The following is a 16,326-nucleotide window of genomic DNA, read 5'->3' as shown; positions in this document are numbered from 1 at the left end:
AGCAGCATGGCGGCTCGAACCTTGCCGAACGCTCGACCCAAGCATCACGCCTCCCCATCCAGCGACTCCACCCAGAACAACTCGTGCCGACGCACCGCCTTGCGCATGAACTCGTCCTCGCCGTATGCCGGCCAGCGACGCCCGGCGAGCCAGCCCTGCAGACGGCGGCGCAGACGGCGCTTGAACGGCGGCCTGGGTTGCAGGTCGTGCATCATGCCCAAGGCCATGGCCTTGTCCACCTGGCGCGTGCGCTCCAGCGCCAGCGTCCATGGCAGCAGCGGCGAGCATTCTTCGGTCAGCGGTGGCAGGCTGACCCCCATGTGCGCATCGCCCATCGGCCAGCGATCGTTGTCGTGCAGGTGATTGGCATAGTGCAACAATGCCTGCGGCTGCCAGTCCAGGCCCTGGAGCGCCTCGCGCACAGCCTCCTGGGCGCGGACATGGTCCGGGTGCGGATCGAAATGCGGATGAGGCAGGACGATGACCTCGGGACGTGCCAGCAGGATCAGCTCGCGGAGATCGGACAGCAGATTGTTCCAGGTCGACAGGCCGTCGGCATCGCTGGCCAGGCGCAGGCGGTTGAACTGGCGGAACGGACGGATATCGGCGAGATCGGCCTCACGGGACGGCACCACCTCGCCCGGGTTCGCCTGCATGGCAGGCAATTGCAGGCAGAAATAACCCAGTTGCACGCAGCGCTCGGCCGGCACCCCACCCCACGTCGGCACGGCCTGGCTATCCCAGGCGCGCAGGCGGCCCTTCAGGCGCGCCGCAGCTATTCCGTCGAGGCCCATGCGGCGGTAATGCTCGGTTTCGATCTCGCCGGCGGTCAGGGTCACGATCCAGGCCTCGCGAGCCTGGCTGTAGAGGCCGAAGGCGGCCAGCTCGGCGTCGTCGGCATGCGGAGCGATGACCATCACCCGCCGATCACGGTAGTCGGGATGGCGCGCACGCCACAGGGTCGGTTCGCCGACCAGCCGGCAATGCCGGCCGCGCAGGCGAATCCGGCCCTCGCCCAGCGGCCCGGCCAGTCCCGTCAGGTTCAGGTAGCGCAAGCCGTTCACCCCACGTTCGAAAGCCTGGGCATCGGCCTCCGCGCCACCTTCCAGCAGCACCGAGGGTTCGAGGAAGCGCCCCAGCCAGCCAGCGCGCACGCCGATGCCAAGCACCAGCGTATCGCCTTCGCGCAGCTCACCGTCGACTCGCAGACGGCCATCCGCCAGGCGTACCGGCAGCGACTCGACCCCTTCCGCGAAACGGTAGCGGTAGTCCTCGCCCGGCGAATAGAACAGGTGATCAGCGAACCAGGCTTCGTGGGCGACCCACAGGGCCACGAGGAGGATCGGCAACAACCAGGGGCTGACCAGCAGACCGACGGCCAGCAATGCCAGCAGCGCAACCAGTAGGCCGATCCGCTTGTTGCGTCGATGACGCTTGAGCAACTGCTGCTTGCGTGCGCTCATGCTTCAGACCTGGAAGACCGGAGAAGGATGGCACCAGCGATCCTTGTATTCGCGGTCGGCGCGACCGAACGAATAGCGCAGGGGTTTGCCCAGCGCTCGCGCATCCTCCCAGGCGGCCTGGGTGTTCAGGTAACTGAGCACGCTGCCAGGGCTGAACTCGCGGGTCTGCGGATCGACGCCGCCGTTGATGTACTCGACGCTGAGCCAGCCCGGCGCTTCGGCGCGATACAGTACCTGGACCGCGATGGGCTGGTCGTTGAGCAGCAGGACCGAGCCGCGCAGCAATTCGCGCAGCCGTTCGAAGACCTCGGCCATGCGCTCCGCGCCGGTGGCCGGGAAACCCCAGCGACGCTGGAACAGTTCAAGATAGATGGCAGCGAACTCGGCCGGGGCGAAGCTGTCTGCCTGGCGCACCTGGCCACCAGCCTCCTCCACCAGGCGCACTTCGCGCCGCTGGTTATAGCGGAACTTCTTGGAGAAATCCTCGGGAGCACGAGCGAAAGCCAGTTGCTCGGTCTGAGGGCGCAGCGTGACGATGTTCCGCTCATGCAGCGCCGACAGGTAGCGTCCCGCATGGCGGAGGGCGATGCGGGCATCGTCGGCCACCGGCAGGATCAGTTCGGCGTTGCCCAGGTCGTACAGGCCCTTCTTGCCGCGCCGCTTGAGCACGTCCTTGGACAACGCCAGGTGGCGGCCCCAGGTCGGGATCGCCGCAACCAGTTCGCCAGCGCTCTCCCAACCCAGGTAACGCACCGGGATTCCAGCCATTTCGGCGAGTTGCTCGACCACCAGCGGGTGGGTCGCGACGCTGCCGCCGAAACGCTGCCAGGCCTGGGCGTAGGTCGGCGCGTCCACTTCGCGCCAACCGCGTTCGCGGAAGGCGCGCAACCTGTTCAGCATGCAGACTCCGAAGCGAAGCCGGCAATCGTCGGCAGGCGCCAGAATTCGCGGCGCACCGCAGCGTCGGAGAAGCGTGTCTCCAGGCGCTCGAGCATGAGCCGCGCACAGGCCTCGCGCTGGCGGCGGTCAAGCGCCGCCAGGTGGGTCAGGCCCTCGGCCAGGGCCGCCTCGTCGCCCAGCGGGAAGAGGATGCCGACCCCTTCCACCACTTCGCGGGCGCCGCCACAGGCGGTGGCGATCAGAGGTACACCGGCGACCATGGCCTCCAGCAGGACCATGCCGAACGGCTCGTGGTCGGAACTCAGGGCGAAGGCGTCGAACGCCTTGAAGTAGCGCCGTGCCTCTTCGACCTGGCCGAGGAACAGCACGCGCTCGCCGATACCCAGTTCGCAGGCCAGGTCCTTGAGCTGCTCTTCCAGGCGGCCGCTGCCGAGGATCGCCAGCAGGCTGTTCTGCGGCAGGCGCGGCAGCGCGGCGGCAAAGCCGCGCAGCAGGGTAGCCTGGTCCTTGTCCGGATGCAGGCGGCCGACGTTGCCGACCACCCAGGCCTCGTCGGGCAGGCGCAGTTGCCGGCGCGCACTCAGGCGCTCGACCTGCTCGGCCTGCAGCGCAGCGACGTCGATGCGGTTGTAGAGCGTCTCGATCCGCTCCGCCGGCCACTTCGGCAGGCAACGGCGGATATCGTCGCGCACCGCGTCGGACACCGCCAGCAGGCTCAGGCGCTTGCTCATCAGGCCGGCGAAGACCTTGCGCGACAACCGCTGGTAATCGCCGAAGGCGTGGTGCACGCCAACGATCGGCAGACGAGTGGCCAGGCTGGCGATCCAGATCGGCTTGAAGCGGTGCGCGATGCAGAAGCGGAAGTCGCGCGAACGGGCGATCTCGCGCAAGTCGCGGATCGCCTTCAGCTTGAGGCCACGGATGTCCCTGGAGCCGTACTCGAGGAACAGTACCTCGTCGGAGGCGCAACGCGCCGCCACCTCAGGATCGGAACGCCCGGTGAGGAACACCGTGGTGACCTTGTACGGGGTTCCGGCGAACAGGCTGGCGTACTGACGGGCACAGTCGAGGAAAGGCCCGTCGTAGCCGTGACAGAACTGCAGGACGCGAGGTTCAGCCGACCGAGTCATACCAGTCCACGCCCTCCTTCACGACCAGGATGTCCTCCATGATCAGGTACTGCAGATCGGAGCCGAAGAACATGTTCAGGGCGTCGGTCGGCGAGCAGATCATCGGTTCGCCACGGCGATTGAGCGAAGTGTTCAGGGCCACGCCGTTGCCGGTGAGGTTCTCCAGTTCCTTCATCAGGTCGTAGTAGCGCGGGTTGTACTCGCGCTTCAGCACCTGGGCGCGGGAGGTGCCGTCTTCGTGCACCACTTCCGGCACTCGCTCCTTCCACTCTTCGTTGACTTCGAAGGTGAAGGTCATGAACGGGGCCGGGTGGTCGATCTTGAACATCTGCGGGCCGACGGTATCCAGCATCGACGGGCAGAAGGGCCGCCAGCGCTCGCGGAACTTGATCTGCGCATTGATCCGGTCGGCCACGCCCGGCACGCTCGGGCAGCCGAGAATGGAGCGGCCACCGAGGGCACGCGGACCGAACTCCATGCGTCCCTGGAACCAGGCCACCGGGTTGCCGTCGGCAAGGATCCTGCCGATACGCCGGCTGCGGTTGTCGATCTTCTGCCACTGCGGCCTGGCCTCGTGACGGGCGCAGGCGGCGATGACGTCCTCGTTGGAATACTCCGGGCCGAGGTAGACGTGCTCCATCTTCTCCACCGGCACGCCGCGCTGGTGCGACACGTAGGCCGCCGCGCCGACCGCGGTGCCGGCGTCGCTGGCCGCCGGCTGGACGAACAGCTCCTTCACTTCGGGGCGCGAGATGATCTTCTGGTTGAGCTTGACGTTCAGCGCGCAGCCGCCGGCGAAAGCGACCTTGCCGGTCTCGCGGATGATATCGCCGAGGTAGTAGTCCATCATCTCCAGCGCGAGCTTCTCGAACAACGCCTGGATGCTCGCGGCGTAATGGATGTAGGGATCGTCGGCGATGTCGCCTTCGCGCTTGGGCCCCAGCCACTCGATCAGCTTGGGCGAGAAGTAGTAGCCCTTGCCTTTCTCCTTGTAGCGGCGGAAGCCGATGACGTTGGCATAGTCGGTGTTGATCACCAGTTCGCCGTTCTCGAACTTGGCGAGACGGGAGAAATCGTACTTGCTGGCGTCACCGTAGGGCGCCATGCCCATGACCTTGAACTCGCCGTCGAGCATGTCGAAGCCGAGGTACTCGGTGATCGCGCCGTACAGGCCGCCCAGCGAATCCGGATCGTAGAACTCCTTGATCTTGTGGATCCGACCGTTCTCGCCCCAGCCGAAGAAAGTGGTGGCGTACTCACCCTTGCCGTCGATGCCGAGGATCGCGGTCTTTTCCTTGAACCCCGAGCAATGGTAGGCGCTGGAGGCGTGGGCAAGGTGGTGCTCGACCGGCTGGATCTTGATTTTCTTCAGGTCGAAGCCGAGTTGCTGCAGGCACCACTCGATGCGCTTGTAGTAACGCTTGTAGCGGCGGTTGCCGAGCAGGATCGCATCCAGCGCGCGATCCGGCGCGTAGGCGTAGCGCTTGGCGTAGTGCCAGCGGGCCTTTTCCATGATGCTGATGGGAGCGAAGGGAATCGCCACCACGTCGACATCGGCCGGCTCGATCCCTGCCTGCTCCAGGCAGAACTTCGCCGATTCGTAGGGCATGCGGTTCTTCGCGTGCTTGTCGCGCACGAAGCGCTCTTCCTCGACGGCCGCGACCAGCTTGCCGTCGATGTACAGGGCGGCGGACGGGTCATGGCTTACGGCGCCAGACAGGCCTAGGACGGTCAATGCCACGGTAGAACCTCTTCAAAGCAGCTCGCGGTTGCGGAGTGGGACCGACAACCGCGGCTTTCGTTTAACTCGTCGACCGCCGCAGGCGGTGGTCGTCGCTTGTCGTTCAAGCCCCGGCGGCGTCGCCGAGGCGGGGAATCCGTTGCTCCAGCAGCCGGTAGAGGCCGCTGTCCTGCGGCCAGTTGCGCAGGAAGCGCGCGCGGTCGCGGGCGTAGGCGCGGGCAAAGGACACCTGGCTGTGATGCTTGCGCATCGCGTCCAGGTCGATCAGCGCCCATTCGCCGCCTTGTTCATGGGCCTGCCAGAACAGGTTGTGTCCCTTCAGGTCGCCGTGGCTGATGCGTTCGCGGATCAGCGTCGAAAACAGCCGATCCAGTGCCGCCAACTCGGCTTCCGGTGGCGAAACGGCGCCATCGGGCATGTCCAGGCAAGGCTTAAAACGAGCGATTATATCCTGACCGCCGAGATAATCGGTAATCAGGTAGGCGCGCCCGCGCAGCCAGCACCAGCGCCGCTCCAGCATCGCCAGCGGACGGGCGGTGGCGATGCCGAGGAATTCCAGGCGGTTGCCTTCGCGCCAGGAGGCCCAGGCCCGGCTCGGCCGCCAGAAGCGCTTCAGCCAATGGACCCAGCCCTTGATGTTGTAGCGCTTGATGATCAGCGTGCGGCCGTTCGCTTCGACCCGGGCGACGGTGGCCGCGCCGCCGTCCTTGTAGACGTGGCCGGCGGCGATCAGGCGGTCCGCGTCCGCCAGCAGGGGCGCCATCGTCTCGGCCTCGCTGCGGCGGGCGGCGAACAGGCGGAACGGACCGCGCACGACGCTGAACAGGCTACAGTCGCGACCGACCTTCCTCAGCAGGTCGCGCACCCGCCAGCGGCGAACCTTGGCGATTTCCTTCTGCAAGGCTTCGAGCGGCAGCGCATGCTCGCCGTTGGCCAGCAGGTAATGCACCAGCAACTCCTCCAGGAAAGGATCGAGGAGCGCCGGCAACTGGGCGAAGAACACCCCGAGGTTTTCCAGCACTTTCTGTCGCGACAGCGGCTGGCCGGGAGTTTCCGCACGCACGCCGCCACCGTCGATGAGATACAGGCGGCCGGCGTGGCGCAACAGGTTGTCCAGGTGCAGGTCGTCCTGCCAGAGGCCCTTTGCATGCAGCTCGCCAATGGCTGCCAGGGCTTCGCCGAGCACCGCTTGCTGGGCATCGCCCAGCGGCGCCTGTGCCTCCACCGCACGCCAGGCGTCACCGAGGCTCTGCGCCGCGTCGAGGTAGTCGAACAGCAACCAGCCGCCCTCGCCCTGCTGCAGCCCGTCGGCCAGCAGCGCCGGGGTGGTCAGCCCCTGGGCCGCGAGCAGACGCGCCCCTTCCAGTTCGCGCTGGAAATGCCGTGCGGCCTTGCCGCCCACCAGCAGCTTGGCCAGCACCTTGCGCCCACGCCATTCGCCGGCACCGACGTAGCGCTGCCCGGGCAGCACCCGCAGCAGACTGTCCAGGCGCAGTTCGGCAGCGCCAGCGCCATCCGCCAGAGTCACCCGCAATGGCAGTTGCGGGTGGCGCCCGGCGGCTTGCAGTTCGGCCAGTCTCATCGGCGCGACTCCTTGCGCCGGCGGCGCTGGTCGAGAAGGCGATACCACTGCTCGACCTCGGCCGAGTCGAGGGGTTCGTCGACATAGGCGGAGATGAATTCGTGCACGTCCGCTTCGCTCCAGTCCGGGGCACGGCGCAGCATCGGCTCCAGGTCCTTGACCTGGTCGCGGCGGCCGAACCAGATCGGGCGGGTCTTCTCCAGGTCGATCAGGCAGGCCTCGAAGACACCATCGGCCCCCTCGCGGAGGAATACATGCTTGGGATAGAAGCAACCATGCATCTGTCCGGCCGCGTGCAGCTGGCGCGCCAGCCTGCCAACCGCCCGGAGAATCGCCCGGCGCCGCTCTTCGGCCAGGTCGTGCCAGGACGCCAGCCAGGTGTCCAGGTCCTGCCAACCGTCCAGGGCACGGGTCAGGAGGATTGCCTGGCGCTCTCCGCCGACCGCCTGCTGGGCGAAGAACGCCGCCTGCAGGGCGGGAATGCCCAGCGCCCGGTAGCGCTCGATGTTGCGGAACTCGCGGGCGAAGGTCGGCTCGCCCAGCGGATGGCGCAGGCTGCGGGTCAGGTGGTTGCTCTGGCGCTTCAGGTAGTAGGCGGAGTCGCCCAGGTCGAGGCGATAGACGCTGCTCCAGCCACCCCGCTCGGTATTCGGTTCGTCCACGGCGTCCAGCTGCAAGGCCCACAGGGCGTCGAAGCTGTCCAGACGGTTGCGCTGGAGCAGGTCGTGGTCCTGCGCGGCGATGAAAACGCTCATTCGCGCCCCTCGAAGAAAGCCACCACCTGGCGAATACGCTTCTTGTCGGATTCGTTCAGGTGCCGGCGACGGCGATATTGCAGGTAGAAGCGCAGGCGCTGGGTGCGCGACAGGTGGTACTTGGCCACCTTGTCCAGGCAGGCCAGGTCCTTGGTGATCCGATAGCGCAGCATGAAGCTCCACCAGAACGCGCCGTTCGGGCAGTCGATGAAATACACCAGCGGCTGGTCGTCCACCAGCAGGTTGCGCCACTTCAGGTCGTTATGGGTGAAATGCTGGTCATGCATCAGGCGCGTAGCCTTGGCGATCTGCCGGCTGACGCCGTCCACCCAGCGCGGGTCCTTCAGGCGCGGATCCCGGTTGCAGGCGAGCACCGACAAGTCCTCGGTGCCCGGCAGCTCGCGGGTGATCATGGCGCCGCGCTGGAAGGCGCCGGCCTTGCGCTCCAGCCCCCAGGCGACCACTTCGGCGGTGGGAATGCCCCACTTCTCGAAGCGCTTGAGGTTCTGCCACTCGGCCTTGATCCGCGGTCGCGCCAGGTAGCGGCGCAGGCCCTTGCCGGCGCTGCGGTAGCGCTTGACGTAGTAACGCACGCCGTCGCGCTCGATGCGGATGACTTCGGACAACGGGTCGCGGGTCAGGCGCTCGCCCTCCAGGGCGAACACGCTATCGAGGCTACCGAAGTCGGCGGCCAGGTGACGGTAATCGGGTTCGAGGGTCCACCCCGCCATCAGAGCAGGTCTCCGTAACGCTGCTTGCGTTCGTAGAGTTTTTCCGCCTTGCGTTCCATCCAGGCCAGCAGGCCGGCCTCGTCGCGCAGTATCTCGCGCAACGGCCGGCGGAAATAGGTGCGCAGGAAGCGTAGCTTGTCGCGACGCGTCAGTCCGATGTCCAGCGCAGAGAAATACAATGCCGCCAGATCCTTGTTACGCCAGCGTTTCGGCGTGGCGTCGCGGGTCTGGGCACGGTGCAGATCGATCACCGAGAGGCGGAAATCGTCCGCGCTCACCGGCTTGTCGGTGTGCAACAGGAAATGACAGATGTAGCAGTCGCGATGGTTGACTCCGGCACGGTGCATGTCGCCGACCATCCGCGCCACCGCCTCGACCAGCGCGCGCTTGAGCCGCGGCGGTGGAGGACGTTCGCGCCAGTCCTGGGAGAACACCTCGAGGTCCACGGTCGGCGCCAGTTCCTCGGTGACGATGAAGGAATGCTGCCGCGCCGGATCGCTGCCGCGCTCGCCGTAGGCGACCGCGGTCATGGTCGCTACGCCGGCCTCGTGCAGGCGCCGGATGGCCTGCCACTCCTGGCGCGCGCCGAGCACCGGGAGCTTGGCGGTGAGCAGGTTCTTGGCGATCTCGCCCCAGCCGATGCCACGGTGGATCTTGACGAAGTAGCCACGCCCGTCGACCTCGGTGCGCAGGGTGCGGCGCCCTTCCAGTTCGCGGTAGACCTTGCCTTGCAGCGCCTCCACCGCCTCGAACGGGTCGCGCCCGTTCCACAGGCGCTTGAACGGCTCTTCCAGCACCAGCCTCATGAGGCCTCCCCGAGGATCAGGTCGGCGGCGCGCTGCGGCATGCTGTAGAGGTCGGCGTGATCGGCGTAGGCCAGGCCATTGCGCGACCAGGCGGCGCGCGCCGGAGCGTCCTCCAGCATTTCCGCGAGCAGGCGGTTGAGACTGTCCTGCTCGAAGGGACTCGGCAGCACCCGCCCGGCGTCGGCCTCGGCGATGTAGTGGGCATAGCCGCAGACATCGGTCACCAACACCGGCAGGCCGGAGACCAGCGCCTCCAGCAGCACCGTACCGGTGTTCTCGTTGTAGGCCGGGTGGATCAGCAGGTCGGCGCCGAGCAGGAAGCGCGGGATATCGCTGCGCCCCTTGAGGATCTGTACCTGGTCGTTGAGACCGAGGGCGGCGATCTGTAGCAGGAACGGCTTGGGATCGTCCTGGCCGATGGCGATCAGCCGGGTACGCCTGCGCAACGCCTTGGGCAGCGCGGCCAGCGCCTTCAGGCTGCGATCCAGGCCCTTGGTCTTGAAGCCGGAACCGATCTGCACCAGCAGCAGGTCGTCCTCCTCCAGGCCGAACTCGCGGCGGAATTCCGCACGCACGTCCGCGGCGTTGGCCGGCGCCCGGCGATCCTGGCTGATCCCCGGCGGCAGCAGATGGAAACGCTCGGCCTGGGTGCCGTAGTGCTTGACGAAGAGCGGCTGCTGCACCTCGGAGATCATCAGGATCTCGGTCTTCGAGGCCGGGTCGAACACTGCCCGTTCGTAGCCGGCGAAGTGGCGGTAGCGGCCCCACTGGCGGTACAGCGGGTTGCGCAAGGTCTGGGCCTTTTCCTCGAAACAGGCGTCGGCGGCGTAGTAGACATCCAGTCCGGGCATCTTGTTGAAGCCGATCACCCGCTGCACCGGGCGCCTGTCCAGGTCGGCGCGGACCCACGCGGTGAACTTCTCGTTGCGCCGGTGGTTGAAGATCGAGCGCACCGGGGCCACCAGCACTTCGAAGCCGTCCGGCACGTCGCCCTCCCAGATCAGCGTATAGACGCGGATGTCGTGCCCGCGCCGCTGGCATTCCAGGGCGATGCGCATGAAGTCACGCTGCAGGCCGCCGAAGGGGAAGTATTTGTAGAGGATGAACGCCAGGGTCATCGGAGGGTCTCCGGGGCCAGCAGCATGGCCTCCAGCTGGGTGGCCACGCGCTGGGGATTCAGCCGGGTGAAGCACAGCGGCTGCTCACGCTTGAGATCGAACAGTTTGCGATCCTCTTCGGTCGGCTGGTAGGTACAGGTCTTCTTCAGGCACGGCGCACAGGGGAAGTCGCTGCCCAGGTGGACCTGGGAACGCCCGTAGGCGCCGGTGAAGCCAGGATTGGTCGGGCCGAACAGCGACAGCGTCGGCACGTCCAGCGCCGCCGCCAGGTGACCGAGGCCGGTATCCACCGCCACGCAGGCGCGCGCGCCGGCAAGCACCTTGGCCATGCCGGCCAGGGATAATCTGGGGAGTACCGCGGCATTTTCCAACCCCGCCGCCAGGCGCCCGGCCCGCTCCCGCTCGGCGGCGCTGCCCCAGGGCAGGCGCACCGACCAGCCGCGCTCGCACATGCGCTCGGCCAGTTCGCGCCAGTAGGCTTCCGGCCAATGCTTGGTGTCCCAGGTAGTACCGTGCAGGAACACCAGATACGGCGCGCCAGGGTCGGCGTCGGCCAACTGCTCGCGGTCCAGGCCATAGTCACCGACCGACTCGGGCAACGGGTAGTCCAGCGCCTGGGCGAACAACTGGCGCGTGCGCTCCACCGCATGCTGTCCCCAGGCGACCGGATAGGCACGGCGATAGAAGCGGCTGGCGAGCGGCTCGCGCGCCGAGTCGCGATCGAGACCGGCGACCGGCGTCTTGCCCACGTAGCGGGTCAGCCAGGCACTCTTCAGCAGCCCCTGGGCGTCGATCACCAGGTCATAGTCGACTTCCTTCAGGCGCTGCTTGAAGCGCCGCCATTCGCCGTTGCGCAGGGTCTGCCAGAGGTTCTTGCGCCAGCGCCGGATCGCCACCGGGATCACCCGCGCCACCGCCGGATGCCAGGCGGGAATCTCGGCGAAACCTTCCTCCACCACCCAGTCGAACTGGATGCCGGGAATCGCCCGGGCGGCGTCGGTAAGCGCCGGCAGGGTGTGGATCACGTCGCCGAGGGACGAGGTCTTGACCAGCAGTACCCTCATCCGGCGACCTCGGCAGGGTCGCCGACCAGCCGCTCCAGGGCTTGCAATACCAGGCCAGGCGGCAGCTCGCGGAGGCAATTGTAGTGGCCGAAGCGACAGGTGCGCTCGAAGCACGGGCTGCACTCGAGACCGAGGCGGACGATCTCCACCCGGTCCGCCAGCGGCGGGGTGAACTGCGGCGAGGTGGAGCCATAGACGCCCACCAGCGGGCGATCCAGCGCGGCCGCCACGTGCATCAGGCCGGAATCGTTGGACACCACCGCGCCAGCGCAGGACATCAGGTCGATGGCCTCGGCCAGCGAAGTCTCCCCGGCAAGATTGAAGGACTCCTCGCGCAACCCCGGAATCAGGCGCTGGCGAATCTCCTCTCCACCGGGATGGTCGTTCTTCGAGCCGAACAGCCAGACCTGCCAGCCGGCACGGATCTTCGCCTCGGCGACCGCGGCGTAGTGTTCCGCCGGCCAGCGCTTGGCCTCGCCGAACTCGGCGCCGGGACAGAGCGCCAGCACCGGGCGGTCCAGGCTCAGGGCGAACTTGTCGAGCGCCGCCTGGCGGCTGCCGTCGTCGATCCGCAGGCGCGGCTGCGGATAGGGCTTCGGCAACTCCACGCCCGGCTCGAAGGCCAGGGCCATGAAGCGTTCGATCATCAGCGGATAGCGCTGCTTGTCGAGCTTGCGGATGTCATTGAGCAGCCCGTAGCGCATCTCGCCGCGCCAGCCGGTGCGCTTCGGTATTCCGGCGAACCAGGGCACCAGCGCCGACTTCAGCGAGTTGGGCAGCAGGATCGCCTGCTCGTACTGACCGCGCAGGCCGCGTCCGATCCGGCGCCGTGTGGCGACGTCCATCACCCCGTGGCCGAGCGGGAAGCTCAGGGCCTGGCGCACCTCGGGCATGCGCTCGAGGATCGGTCGGCTCCACTCGGGCGCCAGCACGTCGATCACGCACTCGGGATGCCGCTGGCGCAGACACTGGAACAGGGTCTGCGCCATCACCATGTCCCCCACCCAGGAGGGACCTACGATCAGAATTCTCATTCAGGCTCCGGAAATGATCAGGGAGGCTTTCGCCTCCCTGTCACACCCTTCTTCGGTGCTTACTTGACCAGGGTACGCCACTCGGCGTGGGCCTCGGTCTTGCCGCTGACCAGGTCGAAATAGGCTTTCTGCAGCTTTTCGGTGACCGGGCCACGGCGGCCGGCGCCGATCTTGCGACCGTCCACTTCGCGGATCGGCGTGACTTCCGCGGCAGTGCCAGTGAAGAAGGCCTCGTCGGCGATGTACACCTCGTCGCGGGTGATGCGCTTCTCGACCAGTTTAAAACCGTGTTCGGCGGCCAGGGTCAGGATAGTGTTACGAGTGATGCCGTTCAGGCAGGCGGTGACTTCCGGGGTGTAGATCACGCCATCCTTGATGATGAAGATGTTCTCGCCGGAGCCTTCGGCCACGTAGCCTTCCGGATCGAGCATCATGGCCTCGTCGGCGCCGCCGGAGATCGCTTCCTGGAGGGCCAGCATCGAGTTGATGTAGGCGCCGTTGGACTTGGCGCGGGTCATCGAGATGTTGACGTGGTGGCGGGTGAAGGAACTGGTGCGCACCTTGATGCCTTGCTGCAGGGCTTCCTCGCCCATGTAGGCGCCCCAGCTCCAGGCGGCGATGATCACATGGACCTTCAGGCCGCTGGCGCGCAGGCCCATGCCTTCGCTTCCGTAGAACACCATCGGGCGGATATAGGCGCTTTCCAGGTTGTTCTCGCGCACGGCGGCGCGGGTCGCCTCGTTGATCTCGTCGCGGCTGTACGGGATCTGCATGTTCATGATGTGCGCGGAGTCGAACAGCCGGTCGGTATGCGCCTGCAGGCGGAAGATCGCCGTGCCCTGCGGGGTGTCGTAGGCGCGCACGCCCTCGAACACGCCCATTCCATAGTGCAGGGTATGGGTCAGCACGTGCGTGGTCGCGTCGCGCCACTGCACCAGTTCACCGTCATACCAGATCACGCCATCACGATCGGCCATCGACATAGTTGCCAGCTCCTTCAGATATTCGTTACGTACTTGCGTTACGTGCCTGAGTGGATCAGCCGAGCCGCAGCTCGCGCCAGATCCTGATCACTTCTCGCCGCTCCGTCTGGAAGTGCTCGCCGCTCACGACCCCGGCCTCCTTCTGTAGTGCCAGGCGGTGTGCGGCTGCGCGATAGGCCTTGTAGGCCTCCTGCAGGAGACGGACGTCCTCGCTGGCGATCAGGCCAGCCCGTTCCAGTCCTTCCAGAATGCGGATGTTATCGGTGAATTCGAGCAGCGCCGGGTGTTCTCCGGACCAAGCTAGAACCGCATATTGCACCATAAATTCGATATCGACGATACCACCGGCATCGTGCTTGAGATCGAAGGCTGCCGTGGCCTCGAAGGCATTCGAGGCGGTACCGGCGGCGGTCGCGCGGGTTCCCAGGTTGTCGCGCATCTTGGCGCGCATTTCGCTGACTTCGGTGCGCAACGCGTCGAGATCGCGCGGCCTCGCCAGCACCTCGGCACGTACCGCCTCGAAGCTCGCCTGCACCCGCCGGCAACCGGCCAGCACCCGGGCGCGGACCAACGCCTGGTGCTCCCAGGTCCAGGCCTCCTGCTCCTGGTAGCGCTGGAAGGCGCCCAGCGAACTCACCAGCAGGCCGGCCGCGCCGCTCGGACGCAGGCGCATGTCGACCTCGTAGAGGGTGCCGGATGGCGTCTGCGCGGTGAGGAAATGGATGATCTTCTGCCCCAGGCGGGTAAAGAACTGCGCGCCATCGATGGATTTGCCGCCATCGGTCTCGCACTGGGGGTCGCCGTCATGGATGAACACCAGGTCGAGGTCCGAGCCATGGCCGAACTCCAGCCCGCCGACCTTGCCGTAGCCGACGATGACGAAGTCCGGATCGCACGGCGTGCCGTCGGCGCGCAACGGCCGGCCATGACGCTGCACCAACTGCCGCCAGGCCAGTTCGAGGACCTCGACGAGGATCGCCTCGGCCAGCCAGGTCAGGTAGTCGCTGACCTTCATCAACGGCAGCGTGCCGGCGATCTCCGAGGCCGCCACCCGCAGCCCGTGGGCCAGCTTGAAGTGACGAAGGGTCTCCATTTGCTGCTCGAGGTCGTCCTCGGGAATCCGCATCAGCCGTTCGCGCAGCTCGGCGGCCAGCTCGGCGGCCTGTGGAGGACGGAACAGGCGCCCCTCGTTGAGCAGCTCGTCGAGCAGGATCGGGAACCGCGCGATCTGCTCGGCAACCATCGGGCTGGCCGCGCAGAGGGTCAGCAGGCGCTCCAGCGCGCCGGGGTTCTCGGTCAGCAACACCAGGTAGGCGGAACGCCGCGCCACCGCTTCCACCAGCGGCAGGACCCGCTCCAGCACCAGGTCCGGTTGGGGGTTTTCCACGGTCATCGCCAGCAGGCGCGGAACGAAGGCATCCAGGCGCTCCCGGCCGAGACGCTGCATCGCTCGTACCTGGGGGCCGTGGCGCAGATCGCTGAGATGCTTCCAGGCCGCCTCGGCATCGACGAAACCAGCGTCGGCCAGTTGCCGGCTGGCCGACTCCTCGTCCAGCGCCTCCTCCCACAGCGGGATCCACTCGGCGCCGACGCTGCCGCAGGCCGCCTCGCCGCTTTCGTCCTCGTCCGGGTCGGCGATCACCTGGCGGAAGTGCCAGTCGATGCGCGCCCGCCAGTGGCTCAGGCGCTCGTGGAATGCGGCCCAACTGGCGAAACCCATGATGAAGGCCACGCGGATGCGGTCGTATTCGTCGCTGGGCAGCATTTGCGTCTGCCGGTCGGCCAGCGCCTGGATGGCATGCTCGGCGTAGCGCAGGAACTCGTAGCCGCCGCGCAGCTCCTCGACCACCGCCGGCGGCAGGTAGCCCTGCCCCTCCAGGGTCGCCAGCACCTTCAGCAGCGGCCGTTGCTGCAAGCTCAGGTCGCGCCCGCCATGGATCAACTGGAAGGCCTGGGCGATGAACTCCACCTCGCGGATACCGCCTTCGCCCAGCTTGATGTTTTCCGACATCCCCTTGCGCCGGACCTCCTGCTGGATCAGCTGCTTCATGGTGCGCAGCGCCTCGATGGCGGAAAAGTCCAGGTAGCGCCGATAGACGAACGGCCGCAGCATGCCGAGCAGTTGCTCGCCTGCCTGCTGGTCGCCGCCGACCACCCGCGCCTTGATCATCGCGTAGCGCTCCCAGTCGCGCCCCTGGTCCTGGTAGTACTGCTCCAGCGCGGCGAAGCTGTAGACCAGCGGTCCGCTGGAGCCGTAGGGACGCAGGCGCATGTCGACGCGGAAGACGAAGCCGTCGACGGTGATCGCATCCAGCGCCTTGATCAGCTTCTGCCCCAGGCGGGTGAAGAACTCCTGGTTGTCCAGCGAACGCTTCGCCCCCTCGGTCTCGCCGCCCTCCGGGTAACCGAAGATCAGGTCGATGTCCGACGACAGGTTGAGTTCCACCGCGCCCAGCTTGCCCATGCCGAGGACCACCATCCGCTGCGGTTCGCCGGAGCGCCGGCCGATCGGCGTGCCGAACTGCTCGCACTGGCGCCGATGGAGCCACTCGCAAGCCAGGTCGATGCAGGCGTCGGCCAGGGCCGACAGGTCGCGACAGGTTTCCGCCAGCGCGGCGCGGCGGGTCAGGTCGCGCCAGATGATGCGCAGTTGCTGGCGTGTGCGGAAACGTCGCAGGCGCCGACCGAGTTCGTCCTCGTCGGCGCAATCCTCCAGCCGCGCCTGCAACTGACTGCGCAGTTCGCCGGGCGCCTGGGGGTTCTCCAGCTCGCCGCGTTCGGCCAGTTCCAGCAGCATCGCCGGGTCGCGCACTGCCTGCTCGGCGACGAAATCGCTGGCCGCGGCGACCCGTCGGAAATCCTCCAGGCGCTCCTCGGGCCAGGCCTCCAGGCGGGCCAGGGCGGCGGCATCGAGGGCGGCGACAGCGGAGCGGAGGGCAGTCCCGGCGCGTTCGGCGGCGGGCAGCAGGGTGGCCGGCAGATTCGCCAGCGAAGGCAGGCTCATGGTCTATCCTGTTTG

The 16,326-nt window shown here is 67.1% G+C and carries 13 protein-coding genes; all 13 read right to left on the bottom strand.

The genetic code is table 11. The annotated features are described in order from the left end of the window. Positions 1-44 precede the first annotated feature (44 nt). The 13 genes from FHW81_RS09920 to glnE all read right to left on the bottom strand — a co-directional run bounded on the left by FHW81_RS09920 (position 45) and on the right by glnE (position 16,311). Positions 45-1,463, bottom strand: coding sequence for a PIG-L deacetylase family protein (locus FHW81_RS09920; RefSeq protein WP_003121179.1), 1,419 nt, complete (start codon positions 1,461-1,463; stop codon positions 45-47). Between the two features lie 3 nt (positions 1,464-1,466). After that, positions 1,467-2,363 carry an antimicrobial resistance protein Mig-14 gene (locus FHW81_RS09915; RefSeq protein ID WP_003146348.1) on the bottom strand — a complete coding sequence of 299 codons (897 nt, stop codon included), beginning with the start codon at positions 2,361-2,363 and terminating at the stop codon, positions 1,467-1,469. After that, positions 2,357-3,493, bottom strand: coding sequence for a glycosyltransferase (locus tag FHW81_RS09910; RefSeq protein ID WP_003123596.1), 1,137 nt, complete (start codon positions 3,491-3,493; stop codon positions 2,357-2,359). The genes FHW81_RS09915 and FHW81_RS09910 overlap by 7 nt, the downstream gene beginning before the upstream one ends. Then, positions 3,477-5,234 (bottom strand): carbamoyltransferase family protein, encoded by a 1,758-nt coding sequence (locus FHW81_RS09905; protein WP_003095766.1) that lies wholly within the window; start codon positions 5,232-5,234, stop codon positions 3,477-3,479. Before FHW81_RS09905 ends, FHW81_RS09910 begins: the two co-directional genes overlap by 17 nt. 103 nt (positions 5,235-5,337) lie before the next feature. Beyond that, entirely contained in the window at positions 5,338-6,816 is a 1,479-nt protein-coding gene (locus FHW81_RS09900; protein WP_034019626.1) for a lipopolysaccharide kinase InaA family protein, read from the bottom strand. Further along, the gene (locus FHW81_RS09895) at positions 6,813-7,571 is read right to left on the bottom strand and encodes a lipopolysaccharide kinase InaA family protein (protein ID WP_003095770.1); all 759 of its coding nucleotides are present in this window, start codon (positions 7,569-7,571) and stop codon (positions 6,813-6,815) included. Before FHW81_RS09895 ends, FHW81_RS09900 begins: the two co-directional genes overlap by 4 nt. Further along, positions 7,568-8,302: a lipopolysaccharide kinase InaA family protein gene (locus FHW81_RS09890; RefSeq protein ID WP_003095773.1), complete on the bottom strand. Its 735-nt coding sequence runs from the start codon at positions 8,300-8,302 to the stop codon at positions 7,568-7,570. Before FHW81_RS09890 ends, FHW81_RS09895 begins: the two co-directional genes overlap by 4 nt. Beyond that, a complete protein-coding gene (gene rfaP, locus FHW81_RS09885; RefSeq protein WP_003114553.1) occupies positions 8,302-9,108 on the bottom strand; it encodes a lipopolysaccharide core heptose(I) kinase RfaP in 807 nt (268 codons plus the stop codon). Before rfaP ends, FHW81_RS09890 begins: the two co-directional genes overlap by 1 nt. Then, positions 9,105-10,226 carry a glycosyltransferase family 4 protein gene (locus tag FHW81_RS09880; RefSeq protein WP_003116148.1) on the bottom strand — a complete coding sequence of 374 codons (1,122 nt, stop codon included), beginning with the start codon at positions 10,224-10,226 and terminating at the stop codon, positions 9,105-9,107. Before FHW81_RS09880 ends, rfaP begins: the two co-directional genes overlap by 4 nt. Then, a complete protein-coding gene (gene waaC / locus FHW81_RS09875; RefSeq protein ID WP_003116147.1) occupies positions 10,223-11,290 on the bottom strand; it encodes a lipopolysaccharide heptosyltransferase I in 1,068 nt (355 codons plus the stop codon). The genes FHW81_RS09880 and waaC overlap by 4 nt, the downstream gene beginning before the upstream one ends. After that, a complete protein-coding gene (gene waaF, locus FHW81_RS09870) occupies positions 11,287-12,324 on the bottom strand; it encodes a lipopolysaccharide heptosyltransferase II (RefSeq protein ID WP_003109905.1) in 1,038 nt (345 codons plus the stop codon). The genes waaC and waaF overlap by 4 nt, the downstream gene beginning before the upstream one ends. Before the next feature lie 59 nt (positions 12,325-12,383). Beyond that, complete coding sequence (ilvE, locus tag FHW81_RS09865) at positions 12,384-13,307, bottom strand: branched-chain-amino-acid transaminase (RefSeq protein WP_003095783.1); 924 nt, start codon at positions 13,305-13,307, stop codon at positions 12,384-12,386. A gap of 55 nt (positions 13,308-13,362) precedes the next feature. Next, positions 13,363-16,311, bottom strand: a complete 2,949-nt coding sequence (gene glnE / locus FHW81_RS09860) for a bifunctional [glutamate--ammonia ligase]-adenylyl-L-tyrosine phosphorylase/[glutamate--ammonia-ligase] adenylyltransferase (protein ID WP_171893911.1) — start codon at positions 16,309-16,311, stop codon at positions 13,363-13,365. Positions 16,312-16,326 lie beyond the last annotated feature (15 nt).

It is taken from the genome of Pseudomonas sp. RC10-4-2, assembly GCF_050433085.1.
Taxonomy (GTDB): domain Bacteria; phylum Pseudomonadota; class Gammaproteobacteria; order Pseudomonadales; family Pseudomonadaceae; genus Pseudomonas; species Pseudomonas aeruginosa.
The sequence above is the reverse complement of the archived record's forward strand: the minus strand, read 5'-3'. Positions and strand labels throughout refer to the sequence as shown.

Bases quoted from the DNA above. Each gene is read 5' to 3' on its own strand.
- FHW81_RS09920 (WP_003121179.1), bottom strand. From the start codon at position 1,463: ATGAGCGCACGCAAGCAGCAGTTGCTCAAGCGTCATCGACGCAACAAG.
- FHW81_RS09915 (WP_003146348.1), bottom strand. From the start codon at position 2,363: ATGCTGAACAGGTTGCGCGCCTTCCGCGAACGCGGTTGGCGCGAAGTG.
- FHW81_RS09910 (WP_003123596.1), bottom strand. From the start codon at position 3,493: ATGACTCGGTCGGCTGAACCTCGCGTCCTGCAGTTCTGTCACGGCTAC.
- FHW81_RS09900 (WP_034019626.1), bottom strand. From the start codon at position 6,816: ATGAGACTGGCCGAACTGCAAGCCGCCGGGCGCCACCCGCAACTGCCA.
- FHW81_RS09895 (WP_003095770.1), bottom strand. From the start codon at position 7,571: ATGAGCGTTTTCATCGCCGCGCAGGACCACGACCTGCTCCAGCGCAAC.
- FHW81_RS09890 (WP_003095773.1), bottom strand. From the start codon at position 8,302: ATGGCGGGGTGGACCCTCGAACCCGATTACCGTCACCTGGCCGCCGAC.
- rfaP (WP_003114553.1), bottom strand. From the start codon at position 9,108: ATGAGGCTGGTGCTGGAAGAGCCGTTCAAGCGCCTGTGGAACGGGCGC.
- FHW81_RS09880 (WP_003116148.1), bottom strand. From the start codon at position 10,226: ATGACCCTGGCGTTCATCCTCTACAAATACTTCCCCTTCGGCGGCCTG.
- waaC (WP_003116147.1), bottom strand. From the start codon at position 11,290: ATGAGGGTACTGCTGGTCAAGACCTCGTCCCTCGGCGACGTGATCCAC.
- waaF (WP_003109905.1), bottom strand. From the start codon at position 12,324: ATGAGAATTCTGATCGTAGGTCCCTCCTGGGTGGGGGACATGGTGATG.
- ilvE (WP_003095783.1), bottom strand. From the start codon at position 13,307: ATGTCGATGGCCGATCGTGATGGCGTGATCTGGTATGACGGTGAACTG.
- glnE (WP_171893911.1), bottom strand. From the start codon at position 16,311: ATGAGCCTGCCTTCGCTGGCGAATCTGCCGGCCACCCTGCTGCCCGCC.